Source organism: Mesobacillus subterraneus (genome assembly GCF_023715485.1).
Classification (GTDB): domain Bacteria; phylum Bacillota; class Bacilli; order Bacillales; family Cytobacillaceae; genus Mesobacillus; species Mesobacillus subterraneus_B.
On sequence record NZ_JAMBOF010000024.1, the window covers coordinates 33191 to 57654 of the forward strand.

27 protein-coding genes and 1 rRNA gene are annotated in these 24464 nt (G+C 43.2%); 1 reads left to right on the forward strand and 27 read right to left on the reverse strand.

What is annotated here, in order from left to right:
- From pth to metG, 16 genes are all read right to left on the reverse strand, one after another.
- Window positions 1-579 (reverse strand): aminoacyl-tRNA hydrolase, encoded by a 579-nt coding sequence (pth, locus tag M3204_RS21955; RefSeq protein WP_251488026.1) that lies wholly within the window; start codon window positions 577-579, stop codon window positions 1-3.
- A 97-nt stretch (window positions 580-676) separates the two neighbouring features.
- Window positions 677-1309, reverse strand: a complete 633-nt coding sequence (locus tag M3204_RS21960) for a 50S ribosomal protein L25/general stress protein Ctc (RefSeq protein WP_251488029.1) — start codon at window positions 1307-1309, stop codon at window positions 677-679.
- 154 nt (window positions 1310-1463) lie between these two features.
- Entirely contained in the window at window positions 1464-2420 is a 957-nt protein-coding gene (locus M3204_RS21965) for a ribose-phosphate diphosphokinase (RefSeq protein WP_251488032.1), read from the reverse strand.
- A gap of 16 nt (window positions 2421-2436) precedes the next feature.
- Window positions 2437-3810, reverse strand: coding sequence for a bifunctional UDP-N-acetylglucosamine diphosphorylase/glucosamine-1-phosphate N-acetyltransferase GlmU (glmU, locus tag M3204_RS21970; protein ID WP_251488049.1), 1374 nt, complete (start codon window positions 3808-3810; stop codon window positions 2437-2439).
- 227 nt (window positions 3811-4037) lie between these two features.
- On the reverse strand, window positions 4038-4328 hold the full coding sequence (gene spoVG, locus M3204_RS21975) for a septation regulator SpoVG (RefSeq protein WP_023613316.1): 291 nt from the start codon (window positions 4326-4328) through the stop codon (window positions 4038-4040).
- A gap of 317 nt (window positions 4329-4645) precedes the next feature.
- Window positions 4646-5020: a RidA family protein gene (locus M3204_RS21980; RefSeq protein WP_251488052.1), complete on the reverse strand. Its 375-nt coding sequence runs from the start codon at window positions 5018-5020 to the stop codon at window positions 4646-4648.
- Between the two features lie 33 nt (window positions 5021-5053).
- Complete coding sequence (gene purR, locus M3204_RS21985) at window positions 5054-5878, reverse strand: pur operon repressor (protein WP_251488056.1); 825 nt, start codon at window positions 5876-5878, stop codon at window positions 5054-5056.
- A gap of 55 nt (window positions 5879-5933) precedes the next feature.
- Complete coding sequence (gene ispE / locus M3204_RS21990; RefSeq protein WP_251488070.1) at window positions 5934-6803, reverse strand: 4-(cytidine 5'-diphospho)-2-C-methyl-D-erythritol kinase; 870 nt, start codon at window positions 6801-6803, stop codon at window positions 5934-5936.
- A gap of 669 nt (window positions 6804-7472) precedes the next feature.
- Window positions 7473-7652, reverse strand: a complete 180-nt coding sequence (locus tag M3204_RS21995) for a small, acid-soluble spore protein, alpha/beta type (protein ID WP_251488072.1) — start codon at window positions 7650-7652, stop codon at window positions 7473-7475.
- Window positions 7653-7806: 154 nt separating this feature from the next.
- Window positions 7807-8070: a biofilm formation stimulator Veg gene (veg, locus tag M3204_RS22000; protein ID WP_125481632.1), complete on the reverse strand. Its 264-nt coding sequence runs from the start codon at window positions 8068-8070 to the stop codon at window positions 7807-7809.
- 206 nt (window positions 8071-8276) lie between these two features.
- Window positions 8277-9140: a sporulation peptidase YabG gene (yabG, locus tag M3204_RS22005; RefSeq protein ID WP_285857108.1), complete on the reverse strand. Its 864-nt coding sequence runs from the start codon at window positions 9138-9140 to the stop codon at window positions 8277-8279.
- Between the two features lie 209 nt (window positions 9141-9349).
- The gene (rsmA, locus tag M3204_RS22010) at window positions 9350-10228 is read right to left on the reverse strand and encodes a 16S rRNA (adenine(1518)-N(6)/adenine(1519)-N(6))-dimethyltransferase RsmA (protein WP_251488085.1); all 879 of its coding nucleotides are present in this window, start codon (window positions 10226-10228) and stop codon (window positions 9350-9352) included.
- The gene (rnmV, locus tag M3204_RS22015; protein WP_251488086.1) at window positions 10221-10781 is read right to left on the reverse strand and encodes a ribonuclease M5; all 561 of its coding nucleotides are present in this window, start codon (window positions 10779-10781) and stop codon (window positions 10221-10223) included. Before rnmV ends, rsmA begins: the two co-directional genes overlap by 8 nt.
- A gap of 522 nt (window positions 10782-11303) precedes the next feature.
- Window positions 11304-12488, reverse strand: a complete 1185-nt coding sequence (locus M3204_RS22020; RefSeq protein WP_251488134.1) for a G5 and 3D domain-containing protein — start codon at window positions 12486-12488, stop codon at window positions 11304-11306.
- A 237-nt stretch (window positions 12489-12725) separates the two neighbouring features.
- Entirely contained in the window at window positions 12726-13493 is a 768-nt protein-coding gene (locus tag M3204_RS22025) for a TatD family hydrolase (protein WP_251488089.1), read from the reverse strand.
- A gap of 407 nt (window positions 13494-13900) precedes the next feature.
- Window positions 13901-15856, reverse strand: coding sequence for a methionine--tRNA ligase (metG, locus tag M3204_RS22030; protein WP_251488090.1), 1956 nt, complete (start codon window positions 15854-15856; stop codon window positions 13901-13903).
- Window positions 15857-16449: 593 nt separating this feature from the next.
- Between metG and M3204_RS22035 the strand changes: the two genes are divergently transcribed.
- The gene (locus M3204_RS22035; RefSeq protein WP_041968001.1) at window positions 16450-16737 is read left to right on the forward strand and encodes an AbrB/MazE/SpoVT family DNA-binding domain-containing protein; all 288 of its coding nucleotides are present in this window, start codon (window positions 16450-16452) and stop codon (window positions 16735-16737) included.
- 49 nt (window positions 16738-16786) lie between these two features.
- Here the strand turns inward: M3204_RS22035 and rsmI are convergent, their stop codons facing one another.
- From rsmI to rrf, 11 genes are all read right to left on the reverse strand, one after another.
- Window positions 16787-17668 (reverse strand): 16S rRNA (cytidine(1402)-2'-O)-methyltransferase, encoded by an 882-nt coding sequence (gene rsmI, locus M3204_RS22040; protein WP_251488091.1) that lies wholly within the window; start codon window positions 17666-17668, stop codon window positions 16787-16789.
- A gap of 41 nt (window positions 17669-17709) precedes the next feature.
- Window positions 17710-18453, reverse strand: a complete 744-nt coding sequence (locus tag M3204_RS22045; RefSeq protein ID WP_251488092.1) for a tRNA1(Val) (adenine(37)-N6)-methyltransferase — start codon at window positions 18451-18453, stop codon at window positions 17710-17712.
- 87 nt (window positions 18454-18540) lie between these two features.
- A complete protein-coding gene (gene yabA / locus M3204_RS22050; protein ID WP_251488093.1) occupies window positions 18541-18918 on the reverse strand; it encodes a DNA replication initiation control protein YabA in 378 nt (125 codons plus the stop codon).
- A gap of 13 nt (window positions 18919-18931) precedes the next feature.
- Entirely contained in the window at window positions 18932-19762 is an 831-nt protein-coding gene (locus tag M3204_RS22055) for a PSP1 domain-containing protein (RefSeq protein WP_251488096.1), read from the reverse strand.
- Window positions 19755-20762, reverse strand: a complete 1008-nt coding sequence (gene holB / locus M3204_RS22060; protein ID WP_251488099.1) for a DNA polymerase III subunit delta' — start codon at window positions 20760-20762, stop codon at window positions 19755-19757. The genes M3204_RS22055 and holB overlap by 8 nt, the downstream gene beginning before the upstream one ends.
- 13 nt (window positions 20763-20775) lie before the next feature.
- Window positions 20776-21216, reverse strand: coding sequence for a YaaR family protein (locus M3204_RS22065; protein ID WP_251488102.1), 441 nt, complete (start codon window positions 21214-21216; stop codon window positions 20776-20778).
- Between the two features lie 28 nt (window positions 21217-21244).
- Entirely contained in the window at window positions 21245-21574 is a 330-nt protein-coding gene (locus tag M3204_RS22070; RefSeq protein ID WP_226607344.1) for a cyclic-di-AMP receptor, read from the reverse strand.
- Window positions 21575-21739: 165 nt separating this feature from the next.
- The gene (gene tmk / locus M3204_RS22075) at window positions 21740-22372 is read right to left on the reverse strand and encodes a dTMP kinase (protein ID WP_251488105.1); all 633 of its coding nucleotides are present in this window, start codon (window positions 22370-22372) and stop codon (window positions 21740-21742) included.
- Window positions 22373-23803 (reverse strand): aminotransferase class I/II-fold pyridoxal phosphate-dependent enzyme, encoded by a 1431-nt coding sequence (locus M3204_RS22080; RefSeq protein ID WP_251488108.1) that lies wholly within the window; start codon window positions 23801-23803, stop codon window positions 22373-22375.
- Between the two features lie 71 nt (window positions 23804-23874).
- A complete protein-coding gene (locus M3204_RS22085; RefSeq protein WP_251488111.1) occupies window positions 23875-24078 on the reverse strand; it encodes a sigma factor G inhibitor Gin in 204 nt (67 codons plus the stop codon).
- Window positions 24079-24340: 262 nt separating this feature from the next.
- A 5S ribosomal RNA gene (gene rrf / locus M3204_RS22090) occupies window positions 24341-24456 on the reverse strand.
- Between the last annotated feature and the right edge of the window lie 8 nt (window positions 24457-24464).

Below are 24464 nucleotides of genomic sequence, written 5' to 3' on the forward strand. Positions count from 1 at the left end.
CTAGTCCTCGTTTAAGCTTTTCTGATTGAAGGTATTCATGACTTCTAAAAATGGCTTTTTAAACCATTCTTCACAAGCATCAGCTGATTTTTGCACTGCTTCCTCCATCTGAGCCTGCTCTTCACTCGTGAAACGGCCCAGAACCCAATCGGTAACCTTCATTCCATTTGTCGGACGGCTGATCCCTACCCGGATTCTTTTGAATTCCTGAGTCCCTGTATGTGCAATGGTCGATTTTATCCCATTATGTCCTCCGGCACTGCCTTTTTGCCTCAGTCGGATTCTGCCATTCGGCATGTCAAGGTCATCATAGATCACTACAAAATCCTCAATATCGATGTCATAGAAATCCATGACAGCCCTAATCGACTCACCAGAAAGGTTCATATAAGTGAGAGGCTTCAAAAGGATTACCTTTTCTCCGCCAACGAAACCTTTACCATACAGACCTTTATGCTTTGCCTGTTCTAAAGGGATGTTCCACCTTTTTGATAACTCATCAATGACTTCGAAGCCAATATTATGCCTGGTTTTTTCGTATTGTCTTCCTGGATTGCCCAAGCCAACAAATAATTTCATCTTCCACACCCCTTAACCAAAAGCGCAAGCTATCTATTTTCACTATATAGTAAAACCGCAAAAGACGTAACCCTTTCAGGCTACGTCCGCTGCTGCTTTATTCTTGGCTGGCTTCTGTTTCTCTTCCTTCTTCATTTTCAGGTTGTCCTGGTTCTTGTTCTTCACCGGAATTGATTTCTTCTTCCTGTCTCGGTGGAAGGATGGAAACCACCACCGTACTTTCGTCATCATTCAATTCGTAATTTCCTGTTTTGATATCCGCAAGGGTCAGGTTTTCGCCGACTTGCAGATTCGAGACATCAACATCAATCGACTGAGGAATGCTTCCTGGAGTCGCTGTGATATTCACTTCATGTACTGGCTGTTGCATGACGCCGCCATCCTTCACGCCGGCAGCATCGCCTACAAGATTCACCCTGACGCTTGCATGGACTTTGGAACTCTTGTCCACTACAAGGAAATCAGCATGGAGAACCTCATTTTTTATATGATCCTGATGGTAGTCAGTCAGCATGACATCATGCTTGCTGCCATTGACATCAAGTGAAATGACACCATTCTTGCCATTTTCCCGGATCGTCTTCAGAAATTCTATGCTGTTTACAAAAATCGATTTATTTTCTGTATTCCTGCCATATACGACTGCCGGAATGTTCCCCTCCTGGCGTAATTGTCTTAGATTAGAACGTTGAGAACCTGTGCGTTCTTTTGCTTTCAATATTGCACTCATGATTTTGTCCCCTTCCTATTCAATAAGTTCTTGTCTATATAAAAAATGCCCCAAAATAGGAAGGTCTAAACGTTCTACTTTTGTTTACTGCAAGCTTTCCAGAAAAAACAGGATTAGGCTTGCCGGATGGCAAGCCTGTTATTCCCTATAAATATCAATCAAAAAGTGTGCTGACTGATTGCTCTTCATGTACACGGATAATTGCTTCACCGATTAATGGAGCAACAGATAGCTGATGAATCTTGTCGACGCGCTTTTCTTCTGCAAGCGCGATTGAATTTGTCACAACCAGTTCTTTAATCTTGGAGTTTTCGATACGCTCAATCGCAGGTCCTGACAATACAGGGTGTGTACAGCAAGCGTATACTTCAAGTGCCCCATTTTCAACCAATGCATTAGCTGCCAAAGTAATCGTTCCTGCCGTGTCGATGATATCATCGATCAGGATTGCCACTTTGCCTTCAATATTACCAACGATGTTCATGACTTCAGCAACATTTGGCTTCGGACGGCGCTTATCGATGATCGCAATCGGCGCTTTCAATCTTTCTGCCATCTTTCTTGCACGTGTCACTCCGCCATGGTCAGGAGATACAATGACAACGTCTCCGTTCAATTCTTTGCTCTTGAAGTGGTCAGCAAGAATTGGCACACCCATTAAGTGATCGATTGGAATATCAAAGAATCCCTGGATTTGCGGAGCGTGAAGGTCTAGCGTGATCACGCGAGTCGCGCCAGCTGTTTCAAGCAGGTTTGCCACAAGCTTAGCCGTGATTGGTTCACGCGCACGTGCTTTGCGGTCCTGACGTGCATAGCCGTAGTAAGGCATAACTATATTGATTGTTTTAGCTGAAGCACGCTTTAATGCATCGATCATGATAAGAAGTTCCATGATGTTTTCATTTACAGGTGAACTTGTAGACTGGATGACGTATACATCACAGCCACGGATGCTTTCTTCGATATTAATCTGGATTTCTCCATCGCTGAACTGGGAAACAGAGCATTTACCTAGCTCTACTCCAATTACCTTAGCGATTTCCTCGGCAAGTTCAACATTTGAGTTAAGTGAAAAAACCTTTAAATTAGGGTCTAGATACTGGTTTGACATTGTGGACCTCCAAGATTTATTTCTTTACGTTCATTTTCCCTACATAATCTTCTTTGTTGACTTGACGTGCACGTGCAACAGCAAGCGCTTCACCTGGTACATCCTCAGTGATTGTTGATCCGGCTGCTACATAAGCTCCCTTGCCGATCGTAACTGGTGCAACAAGATTGGAATTGCAGCCAATGAATACGCCGTCTTCAATCCTGGTCAAGAACTTGTTTTTACCGTCATAGTTTACTGTGATGGATCCGCAGCCGATGTTCACATCAGCGCCGACCTCAGCATCACCGATATAGCTTAAGTGGGAAGCCTTGCTTCCTCGGCCAAATACCGCTTTTTTAATTTCGACGAAATTGCCGATTTTTACTTCATCATGAATATCAGAATCAGGCCTGATATGCGCAAATGGTCCAATATTTACTTCCGAACCAATTTTGCTGCTATAGGCCGCTGATTGGCGAATAACTGTATTGTTTCCAATTTCACATTCGCTAATTTCACTATTTGGCCCTAGCTGGCATTCGGAACCGATTGCTGTTGTACCTGAGATTGTAGTCCCTGGGAAAATGACCGTATCCTGTCCAATTGTCACATCTGGTCCAATATACGTGTTATCAGGATCAATAAGTGAAACGCCATTGCGCATGTGGAACTCATTGATTCGCTTCTTCATTGTGCGTTCAGCTTCTGCAAGGGCAACCCTGTCGTTGACACCTAATGTCTCCGCAAAACTATCCGTAACATAGGCAGACACGATTTCACCCTGGTTTTTCAAAATCTCGATTACATCTGGAAGATAATATTCTCCCTGTACATTGTCATTTGATACATTATGGATTGCCTCGAACAATAGCTTATTGTCGAAGCAATAAGTGCCAGTATTGATTTCATTGATGCTTCTTTCTTGTTCAGTCGCATCCTTATGCTCAACAATTTTTTCTACAAAACCATCAGCATTTCTGACAATCCGGCCGTAGCCAGTCGGGTCTTCTGCCCTCGCTGTCAGGATTGTAGCTTTTGCGTTCGTTTCTTCATGGTGTTTGAAAAGAGCTTCCATTGTTTCTGCCTTGATCAGCGGTGTGTCTCCGCAGACGACTATCGTGACGCCTTCTTTTTCGGCAAGCATTCCTTCTGACTGAAGGACCGCATGGGCAGTACCAAGCTGTTCTGCCTGCAGTGCGTATTGGCTGTCAGTGCCAAGCTGCTCTTTTACTTTTTCAGCGCCATGGCCGACAATTGTCACGATTTCTTTTATATTAAGACTTTTCACCTGGTCAATAACATGCTGTACCATTGGCTTGCCGCATACAGGGTGAAGTACTTTATATAGCTTAGACTTCATTCTTGTTCCCTGACCGGCTGCTAAAATGATTGCATAACGATTAGACATTAGCAGGCCTCCAATTTACCTTTTTATCCATTACGAATATATCTTAAAAAGCCAGCCATTTCAAGAATAGAAGAACAAGTACAATTATTTGTCAGTTTAGGGAGGGGGGCATTTTTTACGAAAAGAGTCTAAAAAAGACTTAAAAATAGGTTTAGTCAGGGGAATAATGGGGATATAAAAAAGAGCCTTACTTATGCAGCAGGCTCTTGATGTCTTGCGTTCTATTTCTAGGAAGCTCCAGCTTCTTCGAATTCAACTTCTAATTCACCTAAACGGTGGTACTCTGCCAATACAGCATCCTGAATCTTTCCGCGTGTACCCGAGTTGATCGGATGCGCGATATCACGGAACTCGCCATCAGGAGTGCGTTTACTTGGCATTGCAACAAATAGGCCGTTGTTTCCATCAATCACCCTGATATCATGGACAACAAACTCGTTGTCAAGCGTGATGGAAGCGATCGCTCTCATCCGTCCATCTGTATTAACGCGGCGTAATCTTACGTCAGTTACTTCCATTCTGTTCACCACCTTTACAAATAGATAAAATTCTAGTTAAATAATTCCACAACGAAATCAAATCTCCTTCTTTCTGCAGAAAATTTTTTTGAAAAAATAGGGCAAATTCGTGAACATTTTCATATTGAAAGCCCTAACATTCTCATTTCCTCTTGAAAAATAGGCTTTTATAGCTATTGACGCTGAATAATTCCTCCTCTTTGTTTTGGCGATTTCTACCTAATCGATCCGTTATCTCGTTCAATTTCTATATAACAAAAGCTTTCTAAACTAAACTTCTGCGTCGCTATTAAAAAAAAATAAAAAAAACGCCCGTTTTATTTAACGAGCGCTACTACTTCGATTTCTACCAAGGCATCTTTTGGCAGCCTTGCAACCTCAACCGTCGAGCGTGCAGGCTTATGTACATTGAAGTACTCTGCGTACACTTCATTCAATTGAGCGAATTCATCCATATTCTTGATAAAAACCGTTGCTTTTACGACTGTTTCCAGGGAAGCTCCCGCCGCTTCAAGCACAGCCTGCAGATTTTTGAATACCTGATGCGTCTGGGCCTTGATATCCCCTTCTACCATTACTCCTTCAGCAGTCAAAGGAATCTGCCCAGAGCTGAAGAAAAGATTGTTCACAACCACGCCTTGTGAATATGGGCCGATTGCCGCAGGCGCATTTGAAGTTTGTACAATATTCATATTGTCACCCCATCTTTTTTATCGTCTGAACAATTATTCTTTACGCAAGAAGTAATTTCCTTCACTAACGGTAATATTTCGTTCTTTTACATCGACATTTGAAAGGCGGACGAGGGAGAGGTACTCATCGACAAGCCTTTCTTCAATGTTTTCCGATTCCACCAGAACGGCAATGCCCGCCAATTCAGCCTTAAATTCTTCAAGCAGGTTGATCATCCCGTTCACCGTTCCGCCTGCCTTCATGAAGTCATCGACGATCAATACCTTCGAGCCTTCCGCCAGGCTTCGTTTGGAAAGCACCATGGTCTGGATCCTTTTTGATGAACCAGAAACATAATTGATGCTGACAGTCGAACCTTCTGTCACCTTGCTATCCCTGCGGACGATTACAACAGGTACATTCAAATAGCTTGCCACTGCGTAAGCAATCGGAATACCTTTGGTCGCAACCGTCATGACTACTTCAATATCTTTCTTGGCAAAGGCAGAAGCGAGCAGCCTTCCGACCTCCTGGACAATCGCAGGATTTCCAAGGATATCATTCATGTAGAGGTAGCCGCCTGGCAACAGCCTGTCCGGGCTCGCCATAATCTTGCAAAGGTCATTTATTACATCCTTTGCCTTGTCATCGCTGACGTTGACGTTGAACTTAACCCCTCCGGCAGCGCCTGGCACCGTTTGGAGGACTCCGATTCCCCGCTGTTCAAATGTTTCTTTGATAATTCCCAGATCTTCACTGATCGAGGACTTCGCTGAACCATATTTATCCGCAAAATAGGTTAGCGGCACCAAATGGCGAGGATGTTCAAGCAAATAAGTCGTCATATCAATCAAACGCTCGCTGCGTCGAAATTTCATTAAAGAACCCCCAAAATCCGAATATTTAAGGTTAATATACCACCATTATACGGATTTAATCAAGGGTATGGCGCTCCCCGAGCATCCTGACAGCAAACACCTGATCACAAAATCCTCTTAAGCCATTATAAATTCGGTGCATCCGAGAATCATGCTCCACGAGGCTGAACACAGTCGGGCCGCTTCCGCTCATTAAAACAGCATCCGCGCCGAAGCGCTTCATCTGATCCTTAATCTGCGCAACCTCAGGATACAGAGAAAGGGTCACATCTTCCAGGACATTTCCGACACTGCTGCAGACCTGGTTGAAATCACCTTTTTCAATCGCAGAAATCATTTCTTTTGTAGGCGGATGCTGAACCTTATCAACATTAAGCCGGCGATAAACTTCCGCAGTCGAAACCCCGATAAAAGGCTTCGCCAATACGATCCAGCATGTTGGCGGTGCTGGGAGCTGTTTAATGATTTCTCCCCGTCCGGTCGCAAGAGCCGTTCCCCCATATACACAGAAAGAAACATCCGACCCTATTTCAGCTCCTAGTACTGCAAGCTCATCCAAATTCAGGCCTAGATTCCAAAGCTTATTAAGCCCTCTTAACGTAGCGGCCGCATCACTGCTGCCGCCAGCCAGTCCCGCTGCCACAGGAATTGTTTTCTCGATTCCAATGACTACGCCCTTTTTTACCTGGAACCTCTCCTTCAACAAATGAGCTGCCTGGTAAGCAAGGTTCCGCTGGTCATCCGGAACAAATCTATTGTGTGATTGAATCACGATCCTGTCTTCATCTAGCAAACTAAGCTCAATGCGATCAGCTAAATCAATCGTCGTCATGACCATCTCAACTTCATGGTAACCGTCCGGACGTTTATGTAAAACATCAAGCGACAAGTTGATTTTCGCTGGCGCCTTCACTAAAACCTTCACTGCTTCCACCTACTTTAAACGAAATCCATATTTTGTCCTATTTTACCACAAAAAGATAAGAAATGCGCAAGCGCCTTGGTCAGCCCCGACAAGCGCTGGAGGGCCGACCGGTGAAGTCCGTTCTTTGACTTCATCGGGCGGATCGAAGCGACTCGAGGGGCTAGGCGCTGTAGCTAGACAATTATCGAATTTGAATAATACGCTTTGAGTAATAAAAGTAAGACTCCACTGCTTAAAACATTCCTCTATTTTATCATTGGAATAATGTCGAATACAGTAATTTCACAAAGAATTAGAGAATGTATGCGGATCTTCTTTACCATTTTCCGCTTTATGAAAGGCTCTTTTCATAAACTTTGGTGCTTTTTCAAACCGTTTTATGGCATTGCGGGTCAGGAGCAACAAGAAAAGAGCCCGAAGCCTGACTGAATGCGGCAAAGAGATTTTGTACGAAAAGCAACAATCAATGCGAAAACAGCATTATATAAAATGAAAAAGCCGGAGCAAATGCCCCGGCGCCGCGATGGATCTGAATATATAAGAAAAGCGCAAGCGCCTTGGTCAGGGGAGCTGAACATTTCTCGAAGTGAAATTTATACTGCCTTATCTCTATATATAAACAGCCACAAAAGGCAGGCTGTCCGGCAGTTCAAAAAATATCTATCTAGGTCAGTGTTTTTGGTTCGCAAGCTGCTGTTCGGCTAGTTCGATTGCGCGCTTTACCATATTTCCTGCATCCTTGGCCCGGATACCGCCCCATCCTTCCGTTTGGACGACATCATAAAAACCAAGCTCCTTGGCGAGCTCTTCCTTCAACCTATCAGACATAATCCCTCTTCTTCTGCCCATTGCTACCATCTCCTTTCACCATCGCTGCATATTTAGTATCTTTTTAAAAGAAGTTTTTCATGTGACCCTATTTTATCCTGTGAATAGGGAAATTTGGGCAAAATAAAAAGCAGCCAACCCGAAAGTCCACTGCCTGTACCGCATTGAGCCGTGATTAGCTCAAAGCCATTGATCCTGTTGTATCTTCAAAGAAGGTAATTTCAACCGTTTCAGTTAAAACATCTGCGTAGCTGTACGAAACACGTTCAAAAGCATTTTCATCCTGGTCAAGCTCAATGACGAAAACTGAAGGATAAGTTTCAGCTAATACGCCTGAACGTTCAATCGTTTTTCTGCGTCCACCATTGGCCTTTAGCAAAAGTCTTTTTCCCAAGTTTGAATCAAGTGCTTTTTTGATATCCGATAATGTTTTTGGCATTCGGTCCACCTCACTGTGTAAAGTATAACACGCTGACATAATTTAGTCAAACAAAAACATAAATTATAACAGTAGACAAAAATAAAAGTCAATGTTTTTTCGTCTTCTTTTTCTTCTAATTTTCAACATTTTTAGATTAGCCTTTAACACGGTAAAATATGTACCCTATTCCATAAAAAAACGCCGGATGAGACTGAATCCCAGTCTTAATCCGGCGAATTTTTCTTATATGGCATTCCTGTCCTTAAAACTCCCTTGGTTTCGATGCCTCCGAGACCTTTTTCCCCTGTCAATGTATTTCTCAATACATCCCAGACATTAATGCGCTCCATGAACGGCGTGAAGCTGATTTTAGCTACTATATAAACCGGATCGAGCGCGTGAATATTGACTCTGGAAGGCGAACTGGCAAAATTAGCCCCAGCATTGATCAGTGATTCAAAATGGGATTGACATGCCCCAGCAAAGATTACCAGCTGATCAAGATGAGGGATCTTCCGCCTCGCTTCCCTGACTGTCTGGACAAAATGCTTGGAATGGCGGTACGCATTTATGTCGTCCATGGATCCTTTAGATTTTGAATAGGCGTCATGACCGGTGATGACCAATATATCCGGCCTGTAATAATCAATCAAGGTACCGACTTTTTCAGGCATCTCCTTTTCATTGCAGTGAATGCCGTAAACCGGAACGCCGACCTTTTCATAGAGGGTCAGGCATTTTTTTAAATAATTTGGGTCTCCATCTATATGGAGCACCTTTCCCGGCATCTGAAAGTAATTATATGATTTGCTATATCCCTCAGTGGCTTCATATTCTTGCTTCTGCTGCAATAAATCGACATCCTGCCGAAAGAGCTTATATGACTGTTCCTCAAGTGACCGGAATTCCTTTGTCAGCCTCATGCGCATATTCGGATCAATCCTTAATAAATCCTCATAGGGAGCATCCGCTATCAGCCGAAAATCCTCACCGTATAATATCGCGATTTTCTTGCCATGTATCTCTCTGATATCGATTACCCGGAACATAATGTCGCATTGATACGAAACCCTGCCGACGATATCCATGAGGTTAATATTCACAATCCTCACTCCAATTGCCCCGCACAAAGGCTGCGCTAAATGGTTTTCATACATAAACTATGCAAAAACCCATAAACATGTGCTTTTTAGGCATTTTGGGGATTGCCTTATGGACAGTAAAAGGAGCATCCCAAGGAATATTCCTAAATTCGTTCGTTTTTTTCTAAATCAAAAAAGCCCGGGAACACCGGACTTTAGTGGAAGTATGGATACAGCGCTTCGCTCAAGCACGCGAATTCTTCAATTGACAGAGTCTCTCCCCTGCGGGATTCCTCAATTCCAGCCTGCTTTAACGCAGCAAGGATGTCTTCCTTTTTTTGTTTCCCATCCGGAAGCTGGCTTGTCAGGTTGTTCAGGATTGTTTTTCTCCGCTGGGCAAAGCTTGACCTTGTAACAAAGAAGAAAAACTTCTCATCAGTCACTTTGACAGGCGGTTCATCATGAAGCGTCAGCCTGATGACCGCAGAATCGACGTTTGGCTGCGGCATGAATACGGTTTTAGGAACGATCATCACTGTCTCGGCCTTCGTATAATACTGAACCGCAATTGATAGTGATCCATATTCCTTCGTTGATGGCTTGGCCGAAATCCGGTCAGCTACTTCCTTTTGGAGCATACAGACGATTCCCCTGATTGGCAGCCTTTCCTCAAGCAGCTTCATAAGGATAGGCGTCGTAACATAATAAGGAAGATTCGCAACAACCATGACATCCTCAAGCCCGGCAAATTCTGTCTCAACGACAGCCTGTACATCGGCTTTTAAAACGTCGCTATGGATGATTTTAACGTTTGGATAAGGTGACAATGTATCCTCTAGTATAGGAAGCAGTCGCTGATCGATTTCAAATGCCACGACCTTTTCGGCTCTTTTAGCCAATTGTTCGGTCAAAGCCCCAATCCCGGGCCCGATTTCAATTGCCCCGCTTCTTTCCTTTAGTTCAGCATGATCGACGATCCGATTTAAAATATTCGTATCGATCAAGAAGTTCTGGCCAAGGCTCTTTTTAAAAGAAAACCCGTATTTATCAAGTATCTCCCTCGTTCTCACCGGGGTAGCAATATCCTTATGCATCTTGTTCCTCCTTAAGGATCTCTGCCAGTGCACCGGCGAAATCCTGTCTTTTCACTTGAAACATCATCAGGCGCTTGTGCAGCTGTTTTCCATTTGTATAGCCAATCTTAAGCAGCCTGCCAAGCTTTTCGCGTCTTTCCTTGGCCCCCTGGCCGCCAATCAGGCCGGCAACGAGCAGATCTTCCTGGGTAATCACTTCGACCGCTTCCGCGTCCATTATCTGCGCATCTTTAAGGGCATCTCTTATCACTTCCGGGGACGCGTGCTCAACCCCCAAGCCCCTCCCAGATTTAGGTTTGGCCAATTCTTTCGGGATAAAAGCATGCTTACAGCCCGCGATTTGCTCGGAAATCGTCTTGCGAATTTTTTCCCCCGGGAAATCCGGATCCGTAAAAACAATCACTCCCCGCTTTTCATGGGCATTCCGGATCCGCTCAATTGTTTCCTCATTGATCGCCGACCCATTCGTTTCAATCGTATCCGCATCAACAGCACGCCTGATCGCTGTTGTATCATCCTTGCCCTCAACTACGATAATTTCTTTTATTTTCATGATTCCTCCAAGCACAATACATTTACTTATTTTTTGGCTCTGTTAAAGCTCGATGTTGTTATTTAACCCTGTTGATTGTAGTGGAAGGCGCGAAGACTCCTCCGAAAATGCTAACGCATTTCCATCGTGCGTGGGCAGGTTCGAGGAAGTTCAATCAAAGTCCTGCGGGATCAGCTGGACAGCTGAGACCTAGGTGAAATGATTCTCGTGAGAAATCATTTGCACCCCGCAGGAGCTTGCGACGAGGAGGCTCAGCGCCAGCCCCGCGGAAAGCGAAGCGCCTGGAACGAAAATCAACAGCCTAATTTAACAGAGCCTATTTTTTAAAAAATCTTTTAAAAAAATAAAAAATCCTGTGAAATAAATGAAACATTTCTGAAATATAATCGTCTATATAAGTGAAATCTTTTTTGATTAGCTTTAACTGAAACGGGTAATGAATAATGAATACTTTTCTTATTATACCTTAAACGCAAAATGAAAAAACAAAAATGCAGAGGAAGGTTCCCCTGCATCCATGAATTAATTTAGAATTTTGATTTTGACGCGTTTGCGGCCCCAGCGGTATGCATCTGATGTTGAAGGGAAAAAGACATCGATCTTATAGCCCTTCACGGCTGATCCTTTATCGGCAGCGATAGCATAACCATAGCCTTCGACATATACTTTTGTTCCTAAAGGAATGACACTTGGGTCGACTGCAATTACCTTAATATTCGGATTTGCCCTCAGATTAATCCCAGTAGCAGTACGTCCAGAACAGCCACTGCAATTAGCAGTATAAGCGGTGGAAGTCACATAAAATTCCTTTCCTGCCGGTTCGCTTGTGCCTCGAGAAACTTGAGCCACGATGACTTTGGTTCCCATCGCCACGACTTTATCCTGTTTTTCCTTCACTTTCTTTTCGCTGACCAGTTTTCTGGATACTTCCTTGCCGTTTTCCAAGATTACTTCGTAATGCTTGGATAACAAGCCTTCCTGGCCTTGAGATACGACCTTTTGTTTACCTTTTTCCAGATTGCTATCGTTCTTTGTGATGACTGCAAAGTTAATTGGTTCTTCCACTACATCGGTGACTTTTTCAACTCGAATGACATTAATCACGTCATCCTTTGTGACTGTCTGCTTTTGTTCAGGCTCAACACGGTCTAATTCGTTTAGTGTGATTCCTTGCTGTGATAAAAAGTCAGCGACCGTAGTCGAAGTCGACCATACATCTTGCTCTTTTCCGCCTACTACAAGTTTAAGCGAGAAAGCTCTTTGAATGGCAATCTTCATATCTTTCTTTAACTTAGCGTCTGGGTTTAGGTTTAACTTGTCGTGTTCACTTACAACTATATTTTGCTCCTTCAGGAAGTCTTTCACCGTATCGGCTGCTGTCCAATACGTTTTCTTTTCCTGATCCTGTATTACCTCTACCTGTTTTGCCGGCTTCCACACGATCGATAGGTTATCCTTGACTTTCGTGTTAACTGCCAGCGATAAATAGTCCTCTGAGCGCAATGAAATATCGAGATCATTAAATAAATCTTGGATTGTATTCGCATGTGTTTTAATGACTCTTTCTTGGCCATCAAGCGTTAATGCAACTGTATTCTTGGTTCCTTCGTACATGAAGATCCCCAAAGCAGCCACAAAAACTAGGAAACTAGCAGAAAAAATCACCAGCTTCTTCTTACTCAAAGTCTTGGAAAACAGGTTTTTCATACTATTAATCACGATGAAAAACGCCTCCTCTTCTCGGAGTGATTATAAAGATTTTGTTGCCGACTTGTCAACCCAGACACCCTTGCCAAGCGTAATCCCTATTATGCAAGATGCTCCATAAAAAGAAAAGCAAGAGTTATCGACATGGTTATCCTATGTCATAAGTGAGACATGTAGAACTTTTTAGAATCATAAAAAGTTTGGACAACCTTACTGAAAAATCGACAACATTCTTTATCACTTTATGCCGAATAATTTTTTTGCATTTTTGGCGGTTGCGTCTGCAACCTCTTCAAGAGTTAACCCTTTCAGACCTGCAATTTGTTCGGCGACCAGTTTTACGTAGGCTGGCTCATTTCTCTTTCCGCGATATGGATGCGGAGTCAAGTATGGGCAGTCTGTTTCAACCAACAGTCTGTCCAATGGAATCGATTCTGCGACTTCTTTCGGCTTTTTGGCATTTTTAAACGTTACCGGTCCGCCTAGCGAAATATAGAAGTTCATTTCAATGCATTCGAGAGCTGTCTCAACACTGCCGCTATAGCAATGCATGATTCCTCCAACTTCCCCGGCATTCTCTTCCTTTAATATTTCAACTATGTCAGCTGTTGCGTCACGATTATGTATGATGATAGGAAGTTCCACTTCTTTCGCCAGCCTGATTTGCTTGCGGAAAACCTCTTTCTGGATCTCCTTCGGTGATTTGTCCCAATAATAATCGAGACCCATCTCTCCCAGGGCAACAACCTTTGGATGGCTAGACAGCTCTCTCAGCCAATCAAGATGCTCTGGAGTCATATCGATGGCATCAACCGGGTGCCAACCGACGCTTGCGTAGATGAATTCGTATGTTTCAGCGAGTTCTATTGCTTTTTTGATTGTGACTTCATCGAATCCGACCACTACCATGTTGGTAACACCTTCTGTAATTGCGCGGTCTATGACCTCCTGGAGATCGTCGTTAAATTGTTCTGCGTTTAAATGAACGTGTGTATCAAAAAGCATTTCTAAACTCCTTTACTTGCACCGCTTACAGCTTCATTCTACCTGTATCGTACATCGGACTGAATAGACAGGAAGAATTGTTCTTGAATTTGTGATAAAGATTTGACGATATCATAACTTTTTTCAGCTGCGCCGGTCAAATTTTTGGTTCTTGATTTGAAAAAACCCGACACTTGTCGGGATCATATTACATATAAAGGATGCACTTTCAATGTGAGAAAAAACCTGGAAATGTTACACATGGAACATTTCCAGGTTTTTTATTTTAAATAAGAATGTATAAAATTCACTTCGAGAATTGTCCAGCTCCAGCGTCTAGCCCCTCGAGTCGCTTGTCTAGCTGCGGCTCCTAACTCCTCGAGACGCTTCGGGGCTGACCAAGGAACTTGCGCTTTTCTTATTTTATGTTATTTAACCTTTGCTCCTATAGACAATGAGTCGTCAACTGTTGCCAGTGACATGACGCCATCTTTTTCCCCTGCAAGGATCATGCCCTCGGAAAGCTCCCCGCGGAGTTTTACCGGCTTAAGGTTTGTGACGCAAATGACCTTCTTGCCAACAAGATCTTCCGGCTTATAGTATTTAGCTATGCCTGAAACGACCTGACGTTTTTCATAGCCAAGGTTCAACTGAAGCTTCAGCAGTTTATCAGCCTTTTTAACAGGCACTGCGTGGATCACTTCTGCTACCCTCAGTTCAACCTTCATGAAATCATCTATCGTAATTTCTTCCTGAGGCTCAGGCTTTTTTTCTTCAACAGGTGCCGCTGCCGGAGCCGAACCCTGCATCTTTTCTTTAATAAAATCAACCTCTTCCTTCAGATCAAGGCGAGGGAAAATCGGCTCTCCCTGAACAACCTTTGTGCCTGCAGGAATTTCCCCGAATGATTCAAGGCTTTCCCATGTTTGAATTGCTTCAGAAGTAACATTCAGCTGGGCAAAGATCTTATCAGGAGTCCTGGTCAGGAATGGCTTCAACAGTATTGCTGCTCTTCTTAATGATTCAGCAAGGTGGACCATCACATCTCCTAAAGCAGCTTTCTTTTCTTCATCCTTTGCCAGCACCCACGGCTGTGTTTCATCAATAAATTTATTGCACCGGCTGACCAATTGCCAAATCGAAGTAAGCGCTACTGAAAACTCCATTTTCTCCATTGCTTCTTCATATTTTTGGACAGTTTCATTATTTACTTCAAGAAGCTGTTTCTCAAATTCCCCTTCGGAACCATTGTAGGCAGGTATTTCTCCATCGAAGTACTTATTGATCATGGCAACCGTTCTGTTCAACAGGTTTCCAAGATCATTGGCCAAATCAAAATTAATTCTTTCGACAAATCCTTCAGGAGTAAAAACGCCATCAGAACCAAATGGAACTTCACGCAGCAAGTAGTAGCGAAGGGCATCAAGGCCATATCTGTCTATCAAAGTAACCGGGTCAACCACATTGCCCTTTGATTTTGACATCTTGCCGTCCTTCATCAAAAGCCAGCCATGGGCGAAAACCTTTTTAGGAAGCGGAAGGTCTAGCGCCATTAGCATGATTGGCCAGTAGATTGTATGGAAACGGACGATTTCCTTGCCGACAAGGTGTACATCCGCCGGCCAGTAATTCAAATACTTTGAGTCATCGTCAGTACCGTAGCCAAGGGCTGTAATATAGTTCGACAACGCATCGATCCATACATAAATGACATGCTTAGGATCTCCTGGAACCTTCACGCCCCAATCAAAGGTAGTACGGGATACAGCCAAATCCTCAAGTCCTGGTTTAATGAAATTATTGATCATTTCATTTTTACGTGACTCAGGCTGGATGAATTCAGGGTTTTCTTCATAATATTGCAGAAGCCTGTCAGCGTATTTGCTCATCTTGAAGAAATACGATTCTTCCTTTACCTTTTCAACAAGCCGGCCGCAGTCTGGGCAGTTGCCGTCTTCTAACTGTCGATCTGTATAGAAGGATTCACATGGAGTACAGTACCAGCCTTCATATTGATCGAGATAGATATCGCCCTGCTCGAGCAGCTGCGCGAAAATCTTCTCGACAATCTGTTTGTGGCGATCTTGCGTTGTACGGATAAAATCATTGTAAGAAATATCAAGCTTGCCCCACAGATCCTGGATGCCATCAACAATCTCATCGACGTATTGCTGCGGCGTAATTCCTTTTGCTTCGGCATTGCGCTGGATCTTTTGCCCGTGCTCATCCGTGCCTGTCAAGTACATGACGTCATAGCCCCGGAGCCTTTTATAGCGGGCCATCGCATCGCCAGCAACCGTCGTATAAGCGTGGCCGATATGCAGATTGCCGCTTGGATAATAAATAGGGGTCGTAAGATAAAAGGTTTTCAGTTTCTCTTCCATGAAGATCCTCCTTAACTAAAACTGCTAGTTCATTCTAATAGTAGTTATTATACCAGCTAATGCACTGGGTTTCCCACTCTAGTGTTAAAAAAGCCCCGCCCATAATGGACAAGAGCTTTTACATGCAGCTTATGCTTGATACGCATCGCCACGTCATCACTTTTATTTATCCTCGACTCTTTTTCCCAAAATGGTTAAGGAAAAGAGCCTAGTAGAATCATTGCCTCTTCTATCCTCAAAATATACCCAATTACAAGAAAATGTGCAATACATCTCAAATATGTCAAACACGTGACATTTTGTCGAATCAAATGTAGAATTTTGTCGAATTGCGCGCAGAATATTATTGCGGCAAACATAATTCCCGTAGATCCCTTGCGTTAAAAATCCGCGCCATTCCTTGAGTTTATAAGACTAATCCATCTAGAACGTTGATATGAAAAGGTTTGCACTTGGTGTTAAATTTTGTTAATGGAAGAAAAATAAATTAATTGACGGTAATTGGAATCGCTGGTATTATAAAACCAATAGAGAAAAATATGTCGAAAAATGACGAACTTATATAAGGGAAATTGAGAGGAGACAAACTTACTATGAAATCTACTGGTATTGTACGTAAAGTTGATGAACTTGGCCGCGTGGTTATTCCAATCGAACTAAGAAGAACTCTTGGCATCGCAGAAAAGGATGCTTTGGAAATCTATGTGGACGATGACCGCATCATCCTTAAAAAATATAAGCCTAATATGACTTGCCATGTCACTGGCGAAGTTTCAGATAACAACATCACTTTGGCTGGCGGCAAGCTGATCCTTAGCCGTGAAGGTGCAGAACAGCTTCTAAAAGAAATCCAGGGAAGCTTCGAACCTGTAAAAGCATAATAAAATTTCAAGGCCGAGGAGTATGCTCCTCGGCCTTTTTTATCTTGGCTTACTCACTGATATGGTAGGCCTGGTAAACATCTCGCTTTTGCATGTCCCTGTCCTTGGCTGTTTGCTTAATGGCAGCTTTTGAATTCATATTTTCTTTCGAGATATAATGCTCCACATGCTCACTCAGGCTCAATGTTTCCCACCAATGGGTTTCGGCCACTTCAATCGAACTTAAGGATGCACCTTCGATGACCAGCACGAATTCCCCGCGTATTTCTTCGGATTCTGCCCATGCGAGCACTTCTGAAATCGTTCCCCTGATGAATTCCTCAAATTTCTTCGTCAATTCACGACAAAGGACGATGTTACGGTCGCCTAATCCATCTAACATTAACGACAGCGTTTCTTTAAGCCGATGCGGAGACTCATAAAGGACGATGGTCCCCGTCTGCTTTGATAAAAGCTCGATTTCCTTCTTTTTATCCTTTTTTCCTCTCTGGAGGAAGCCGTAATAATAAAAGGGCTGGGGCTGGATACCCGAAGCAATCAGTGCCGTCAGCGCCGCATTCGCTCCTGGCAGCGGGACGACCGTCAGCCTTGCGGCAATTGCTTCGACAACGAGCTCCGCACCCGGGTCAGAAATGGTCGGCATCCCGGCATCGCTCACAAGTGCAACTTTTGCGCCCTCTTTGATTTTTTCAATTATTTTATGTCCGCTGCTTTCCTTATTATGTTCATGATAGCTTGACACAGGCGTTTCAATCTCAAAATAATTGCAAAGCTTCTTCGTGTTCCTTGTATCCTCCGCAGCAATTAAATCTGCTTCTTTCATGATTCTGATCGCCCTGAAAGTCATGTCTTCGAGATTGCCGATCGGTGTAGGCACAAGATACAAGATCCCTTTTTCATTTTCCTGTTCAAAGCTTTTCTGCTGTTGCATATAAATCACCCGTTTCTCTCAAAAAAATACTGTTTTAGTGCTTACTTGCTTCCATATAAAATCTCTTTTACGATCGGTGTGTATTCATTATTATCATCATAGACGATCAGCGGCTCAAGGATTTTAAGATCAGGGCTGCCATCCTTGATTGCCTCAATCAATAATGTGTTGGCTTCCTTCCCGGCCTTAGGATAGACGAACTGAATCCGCTTAGGTTCTAAACGGTATCTCCTCATCATCTCGATGATATCAATCAGTCTTCCGGGACGGTGGACGAAGGCAACCTTGCCCCCCTGCTTTACAAGCTGGCTTGAAGACCGGATCGCATCCTCGAGCGTACAGAGAATTTCATGGCGTGCAATCGCCAAATGCTCATTCACATTTATTTCTTCCCTTGAAGGTGTTGGAAAATAAGGAGGATTGCATGTGACAACATCATATTTTTCATACCCCAGCTGTTTCGGTGCTTCTTTGATGTCTCCATGGACCATATGCAGACGATCTTCAAGCTTGTTATATTCAATGCTGCGGACAGCCATATCAAATAAGCGCTCCTGGATCTCCACCCCAGTAATCGTCCCCTTAGTCCTGGCACTTAAAAACAACGGGATAACGCCATTGCCGCTGCAAAGGTCGACTATCTTCCCCTTTTGGATCGGCATCCACACAAATCTTGCGAGCAGTACCGCATCCAGGGAAAAAGAAAACACATTGGGACTCTGGATAATCCTCAAATCCTCAGCTAATAGGTAGTCGAGTCTTTCATCTTCACGTAAATTAACCATTTTTCTTGTTCCTCCAAAGCAAAAATGCCTGTACAATATCAACCAGACCTTATAAAAATAGCCTTCCCAATGAAGGAAGGCTGCCAATTATTTTTTATTAAGAAAAGATAAACAAAACAGGCAATCCTCTTTGCGCGGGCTGCCAAAATGCAGATTGCAAATGTGGAAGCCTTCCTGGTAAAGCCGGGCCAGGTTGTCGTAGCCTTCGCCAATATCCAACACATTTTTATCGCCCTCGCCCTGGACTGCATTGCTGTTTCCTTTACTGCCCTTCTTAATGTTTGGATCTTTTTTACCAATGGTTTGATCCAGACGGCGTCTTATATGCTCATTTTCCAGCTTTAAAGAGTTATTCTCTTCTAGAATCTCTGCTAAATGCTGTTTTAACTCACCAAGCTGACGATACAAATCACCGATTTGTGATTCCATGTTACTTACTGAGTCAAAGATATCTTTTTTATCCACCTGTTCCACCTCATTAATCTGTGGATGATTGCAACGATACAGCTCCTGCTTCCTGTATTTCCTCAAGTGTATATTCCAGCACGCGTTCCTGGCCGGCAACATCGACTTGCATCACACGTTCCAATATATTCAGCCCTACTACTTTCCCTGGACCGTTAGGCGTCACGATCATCTCACCAAGGTCTGGGAGCAGCTCTTTCGCTGTTTCATATTCATCATTCTCATATTTCAAACAGCACATCAGCCTGCCGCAAAGCCCGGAAATCTTTGTAGGATTAAGGGAGAGGTTTTGATCCTTGGCCATCTTGATTGAAACTGGATCAAAGTCTCCCAGGAACGTTGAACAGCAAAGCATTCTGCCGCAAGGCCCTATACCGCCAAGCATTTTTGCTTCATCCCTGACACCAATCTGGCGAAGCTCGATCCTTGTCCTGAAAATAGAGGCCAAGTCCTTGACCAATTCCCGGAAATCGACGCGGCCGTCAGCCGTGAAGTAAAAAATGACTTTATTGCGGTCAAATGTATATTCAACATCAACTAGCTTCATATCAAGCTGATGTTCATTCACTTTTTCACTGCAAACATCGTATGCTTCCTTTGCAGCCGTTTGGTTTTCCTCGACAATAAGACGATCCTTCTGATCTGCAATTCTGACTACCTTTTTCAGAGGCAGGACTACATCCTTTTCGCCTACCTGTTTCCGGGGAGTAACCACTCTTCCGTACTCAACGCCCCTTACAGTTTCGACAATGACGAATTCGTCCTTTTGAATTGAGAGATCGCCGGGATCAAAATAATAAATCTTTCCCGCTTTCTTGAAGCGGACACCTACTACATCATACAAGTGTAGATCCCTCCTGCAATTTTAACACCAGCTCTTCCATGAGCAGCTGGGGATTCATATTGGCATGCAGCTTCCTCTTCGCCTCCAGAATGGCTGCCATTTGTTCGGTAAGACGCCGTCCGGATGTCTGTAGTGCAAACTGTTCTAAACGTGAGCTTTCGTTTAGATAAACAACCTGGTCCTTCTTGCCAAGCTGAATATATAATAAATCCTTAAAAGTAAGAAGTAATAAATCCAAACCTCGATCAATCTGTTCTTTCTCTTTGAAGTGCGTAAACCAGTTTTCCTGAAGCGTGACCATTGCTTCAAGTGAATTCTTTTTAAGCACTTCATATAATTTTAACACTATTTTTTGTGCTTGTGCAAACCAATCATCATGACTAATTGCCAAAGCTTCTTCCAAATTGTTCGTTAGCTGTGCCAACAGCGGTGCCATCTGAGGTTGAACCCCATTTGCAATCAGCTGTCCTGCCATATTTTTAGGAGATAACGGTGTAAAATTAATCATCTGACATCTGGATAAAATTGTCGGCAGCATTTGCTGTGCCTGCTCGGTTATCAGAACCGCGACTGTCCCCGCATGCGGCTCTTCCAAGAACTTCAGCAAACTGTTAGCCGCATTTGTCGTCATCCGGTCAGCATGGACAATTGTGTAGAGTTTGTTCCTGGACTCCACTCCCGTTTTCGAAAACTCCTCTTGCAGCTGCTGGATCTGTCCCTTCTTGATTGACAATCCATCAGGCTCGACAAGATGAATATCAGGGTGGTTGCCGCTGTTGATTCTTTTGCAGTTTGAACAGCTTTCGCAAGGTTTATAGCCTTCAATAGGATCATGGCAATTGATGCTTTTAGCAAGAAGAATACTAATCTCCTTTTTGCCGGTGCCCCTCATTCCTTCAAACAAATACGCATGGGCTATTCGATTTTTCAGGATGCTGTTTTTAATCATCTTCAAAACATTCGGCTGCAGTCTCTCCAGCTCGTCCCACGTTTTTGCCAATGCGATCACTCTCTTACGTATATAAATTGATCAAAAGACCTTTGATTTCTCCGATTCTTCCGAGAATATCAATCTGTTCGTCCTTATTTTTCATTAACTCTTCAGTCAAGTCGACGAGTTTTTCATCAATTGTTTCGACTAGCCTCAAGGAACGGCCCTCGCCATATTGATTCCAGCTATGCGAGTGCTTGAGCTCCATCCCAAAGCTTACAGTTTCCTTTACAAATTGCTTTACTAGAGTTTTAAACTTAGCCATGTCTTTAAAAGTCCTGGATCTTGCAAGACGTTCGCCAGCAGACTCCACTTCCTTCATTAACTGCTGCAGCTGTCCGAGCTGTAATTTATGTTCTTGCTTTTGAACTAATTCATTGAACTTTATTCCGCCTCCAGCCTGCTGCTTTTGATCTTGACGGACTTTATCTAAATTAAGGCGCATGTCTTGATTAATCTTCATCTTGTGCTAAACCTCCGCGCGCTTCCTGTTAAAATTGATGAAACTGTTCAACAGGCAATACAAAAACGGTCGCTCCCCCGACTTCTACTTCCACTGGGTAAGGAACATACGAATCCGCATTCCCTCCCATTGGGGAAACTGGTGCGACAAGCTGATCCCGCGATTTGCAATTATCCCTGATGACCTCCAGCGCTTTTTCTATCCTGATGTCTTCAGTTCCTATGATAAAAGTGGTATTTCCCGATTTTAGGAATCCACCTGTACTAGCCATCTTTGTTGCACGGAAATTATGGTCCACTAATGCATTGGACAGACGGTTGCTGTCCTGGTCCTGGACCACGGCTAAAATTAACTTCATTCATGTTCCTCCTAATTTTATAATACCGTACATTTGTATTCTCATTATAACAGGATTCACGTGACAAGACATGATATAAACGTAAAATCCCAATGGCTTCCAAAATTCATCAGATTCAATATAAAAAAACAAGCCTCAATATCAATCAAGGCTTGATTCAATTGCTCATTTATTCAATAAACTTTTGATTTTAGCTTCAGCTTGCTTATAAACTGCCTGCAGCTCTTTAGAGGCATCAATTTTTACAATGCGGTCTGCGAACCTATCAGCAAGAATCAAATAACCTTCTCTGACCTTTTGATGGAAATCAAGTTTTTCCATATCAAGGCGGTTCACTTCGCGTCCCTTATTTTTATTGATTCTTTCAAGCCCAACCTCTGGAGCTATGTCAAAATACAAGGTTAACTCCGGCATCATATCCTCGATGGCAAACTCGTTAATTGAGTAGACCTCATCAATTCCCAATCCGCGTGCATGTCCCTGATATGCGAGAGAACTATCGACAAACCTGTCACATAAGATGATTTTCCCCTTTTCGAGAGCTGGTCTCACCTTTTCAGCCAGATGCTGCCTTCTGGCTGCCGCATATAATAACGCCTCGGTTCGTGAATCCATTTCGGTGTTGTCAGGATCCAGAATCACTTTTCTGATTTGCTCTGCTATCTCTATACCACCGGGCTCGCGTGTTGCAATCACCTCGAACCCTTCCCTTTCAAGATTTTCAGCAAGCATTTGGATGATCGTTGTCTTACCCGAACCATCTGGCCCTTCGATAGTAATGAATATTCCGTTTGCCATTTAAATCCCCCAACTCTTGAACACTTTTATTTTACCAGAATGCAAATACTCTCCACCCTGGATTTTTGCACCTATGTTTCTCAAATATACAATCATTTGCAAATCTTCTTCTCTCACTTCTTCTCCCGGGAGACAAAGCGGAATTCCCGGCGGATAAGGAATGATCGATTCAGCGCATATTCGCCCTATTGATTGCTCAAGTGGGATGAACTCAGCCTGTTGCTGTTCCATTTCTTTATAGCCGACTGCTAATGTCGAAATTTCCTTGTTAAAATATTTTTTTTCCTGTTTTTGTTTTCCCTGAGGCATTGAGTCAACAACCGCTGCAATTTTTTCAGCAGCCTCCCCCATTCGATGCTTCATTCTGCGTTTCAGTAAAGGGAGAACGAACAGCACATTATACGGATCCGCTAATTCTGTAAAAATCCCTTCGGACTCAAGATTCTTTTGCAGCTCAAATCCCGACCAGCCCCCTGTAGACTGTATCGTTATTTTCAAAGGGTCGTACCGGTTCAACAAACGGATAGTACCAAGCTTGTGTATCCCACTTCGGAAATTCTCAATCTCTTCCTGCAGGTACAAAAGATCCTCATGACCGTATGTACCCAGATAACTGCGGGCCAAATCAAGAGAAGCCATCAATGGATACGATGGACTGCTTGATTGCAACGCCTGTAAATAAAACTGCAAATTGTTCAAAGATACCAAACTGCTTTGATAATGAAGAAATGCCCCCATTGTCATCGCCGGCAATGTCTTGTGTGCAGACTGTACTACGATATCCGCACCTAAATCGACAGCCGATGGCGGAAAAATATCTCCTGCGATAAAATGCACACCGTGCGCCTCATCCACTAAAACTGGTATACTCTGTAAATGCGCTAAATCGATGATGCTCTTCAGGTCATAGGTCATCCCGTAATAGTTAGGGTACGTTAAAATAAGCGCCTTTGCATTTGGATTTTGGCTAATTGCAGACTTCACTGCTTCAATAGTCAATCCCCCGGCCACGTTGTAATCCGAATCGTATTCAGGACTGATAAACACAGGCCTCGCTTTTGCAAGTCTGATTGCATTCATGATTGACTTGTGGGAATTACGCTGCACGAGCACCAAATCATCCTCTTTAATCACAGACAGAATCATCGCCAGATTGCCCACTGTAGACCCATTTATTAAAAAAAAGCTCTTTTCAGTTTGATACAAACCTTTAAGTAAATTCTCCGCTTCTAAAATAACGCCCTCAGGAGAATGAAGGTCATCTAGTCCTGTTATTTCCGTTGCATCCAATTTCAATATCTCAGCAAAGAAAGATTGTCCCTTTTCCAGAACAACATTACCGAACTTATGTCCCGGTACATGAAAGGAAATAGGGTTCCTCTTTTGATGCTTGATCAATTGGTCATATAAAGGTGTTTTTGACTGGTCCATTATCTCACCTTAACTTTAAAAATTCACACCTATCTATTCTAACAAAAAAAATAAAAGCTCGATATGAGCTTTTAACTGTAAATCTCAGGTTTTGTTACTTTCCTTAACTTCTCGACGTAATATTTATATTTAGGATCACTCGTATCTGTCTGGATCATGATGCTCTCACACTCTGTGCATATAAAAGAAGTATACAGGTGTATGCCAGCCATTTTTGTCTGTTCGCAAATCACACACGTTTCCCCGACTTGTTTTTTTGCTAAAAGCGAACCCAAATCCTCCACCTCCGTACACCTATTGTTGCCCGCAGCCTAATTTTGTATACAATTTTCCGAATAATATTTTAGAAAGTTTAGTTGTTTTATATTTTATGATTGACATTCCATTTCCTTGTATGTCTTATAACAATTTAGGTAGTTTAAATTATTTTTAGGACTTAGAAGAATGAAAACCTTGTTGCTTTTCTGCTAATAATACAGCTTTAAAGGAGATATGGAGCACAAAAAAAGAACAGCCATTACAGCTGTTCTTTCGTGTGCCCGGCGGCGTCCTACTCTCACAGGGGGAAACCCCCAACTACCATCGGCGCTGAGAAGCTTAACTTCCGTGTTCGGTATGGGAACGGGTGTGACCTTCTCGCTATCGCCACCAGACTATTTGG

Bases quoted from the DNA above. Each gene is read 5' to 3' on its own strand.
- M3204_RS21995 (WP_251488072.1), bottom strand. From the start codon at position 7,652: ATGGGCAGAAGAAGAGGGATTATGTCTGATAGGTTGAAGGAAGAGCTC.
- purR (WP_251488056.1), bottom strand. From the start codon at position 5,878: ATGAAATTTCGACGCAGCGAGCGTTTGATTGATATGACGACTTATTTG.
- rsmI (WP_251488091.1), bottom strand. From the start codon at position 17,668: ATGCAACAGCAGAAAAGCTTTGAACAGGAAAATGAAAAAGGGATCTTG.
- M3204_RS22070 (WP_226607344.1), bottom strand. From the start codon at position 21,574: ATGAAGTTAATTTTAGCCGTGGTCCAGGACCAGGACAGCAACCGTCTG.
- spoVG (WP_023613316.1), bottom strand. From the start codon at position 4,328: ATGGAAGTAACTGACGTAAGATTACGCCGCGTTAATACAGATGGACGG.
- metG (WP_251488090.1), bottom strand. From the start codon at position 15,856: ATGGAAGAGAAACTGAAAACCTTTTATCTTACGACCCCTATTTATTAT.
- M3204_RS22025 (WP_251488089.1), bottom strand. From the start codon at position 13,493: ATGCTTTTTGATACACACGTTCATTTAAACGCAGAACAATTTAACGAC.
- pth (WP_251488026.1), bottom strand. From the start codon at position 579: ATGAAATTATTTGTTGGCTTGGGCAATCCAGGAAGACAATACGAAAAA.
- glmU (WP_251488049.1), bottom strand. From the start codon at position 3,810: ATGTCTAATCGTTATGCAATCATTTTAGCAGCCGGTCAGGGAACAAGA.
- yabG (WP_285857108.1), bottom strand. From the start codon at position 9,140: ATGGATATCGTCGGCAGGGTTTCGTATCAATGCGACATTATGTTCCGG.
- M3204_RS22045 (WP_251488092.1), bottom strand. From the start codon at position 18,453: ATGGTTAATTTACGTGAAGATGAAAGACTCGACTACCTATTAGCTGAG.
- veg (WP_125481632.1), bottom strand. From the start codon at position 8,070: ATGCCAAAAACATTATCGGATATCAAAAAAGCACTTGATTCAAACTTG.
- M3204_RS21980 (WP_251488052.1), bottom strand. From the start codon at position 5,020: ATGAATATTGTACAAACTTCAAATGCGCCTGCGGCAATCGGCCCATAT.
- M3204_RS22020 (WP_251488134.1), bottom strand. From the start codon at position 12,488: ATGAAAAACCTGTTTTCCAAGACTTTGAGTAAGAAGAAGCTGGTGATT.
- rnmV (WP_251488086.1), bottom strand. From the start codon at position 10,781: ATGAAAATAAAAGAAATTATCGTAGTTGAGGGCAAGGATGATACAACA.
- M3204_RS21965 (WP_251488032.1), bottom strand. From the start codon at position 2,420: ATGTCAAACCAGTATCTAGACCCTAATTTAAAGGTTTTTTCACTTAAC.
- M3204_RS21960 (WP_251488029.1), bottom strand. From the start codon at position 1,309: ATGAGTGCAATATTGAAAGCAAAAGAACGCACAGGTTCTCAACGTTCT.
- M3204_RS22065 (WP_251488102.1), bottom strand. From the start codon at position 21,216: ATGAAGATTAATCAAGACATGCGCCTTAATTTAGATAAAGTCCGTCAA.
- M3204_RS22080 (WP_251488108.1), bottom strand. From the start codon at position 23,803: ATGGACCAGTCAAAAACACCTTTATATGACCAATTGATCAAGCATCAA.
- rsmA (WP_251488085.1), bottom strand. From the start codon at position 10,228: ATGCATAAGGATATTGCTACCCCGGTGAGAACGAGGGAGATACTTGAT.
- tmk (WP_251488105.1), bottom strand. From the start codon at position 22,372: ATGGCAAACGGAATATTCATTACTATCGAAGGGCCAGATGGTTCGGGT.
- M3204_RS22035 (WP_041968001.1), top strand. From the start codon at position 16,450: ATGAAATCTACTGGTATTGTACGTAAAGTTGATGAACTTGGCCGCGTG.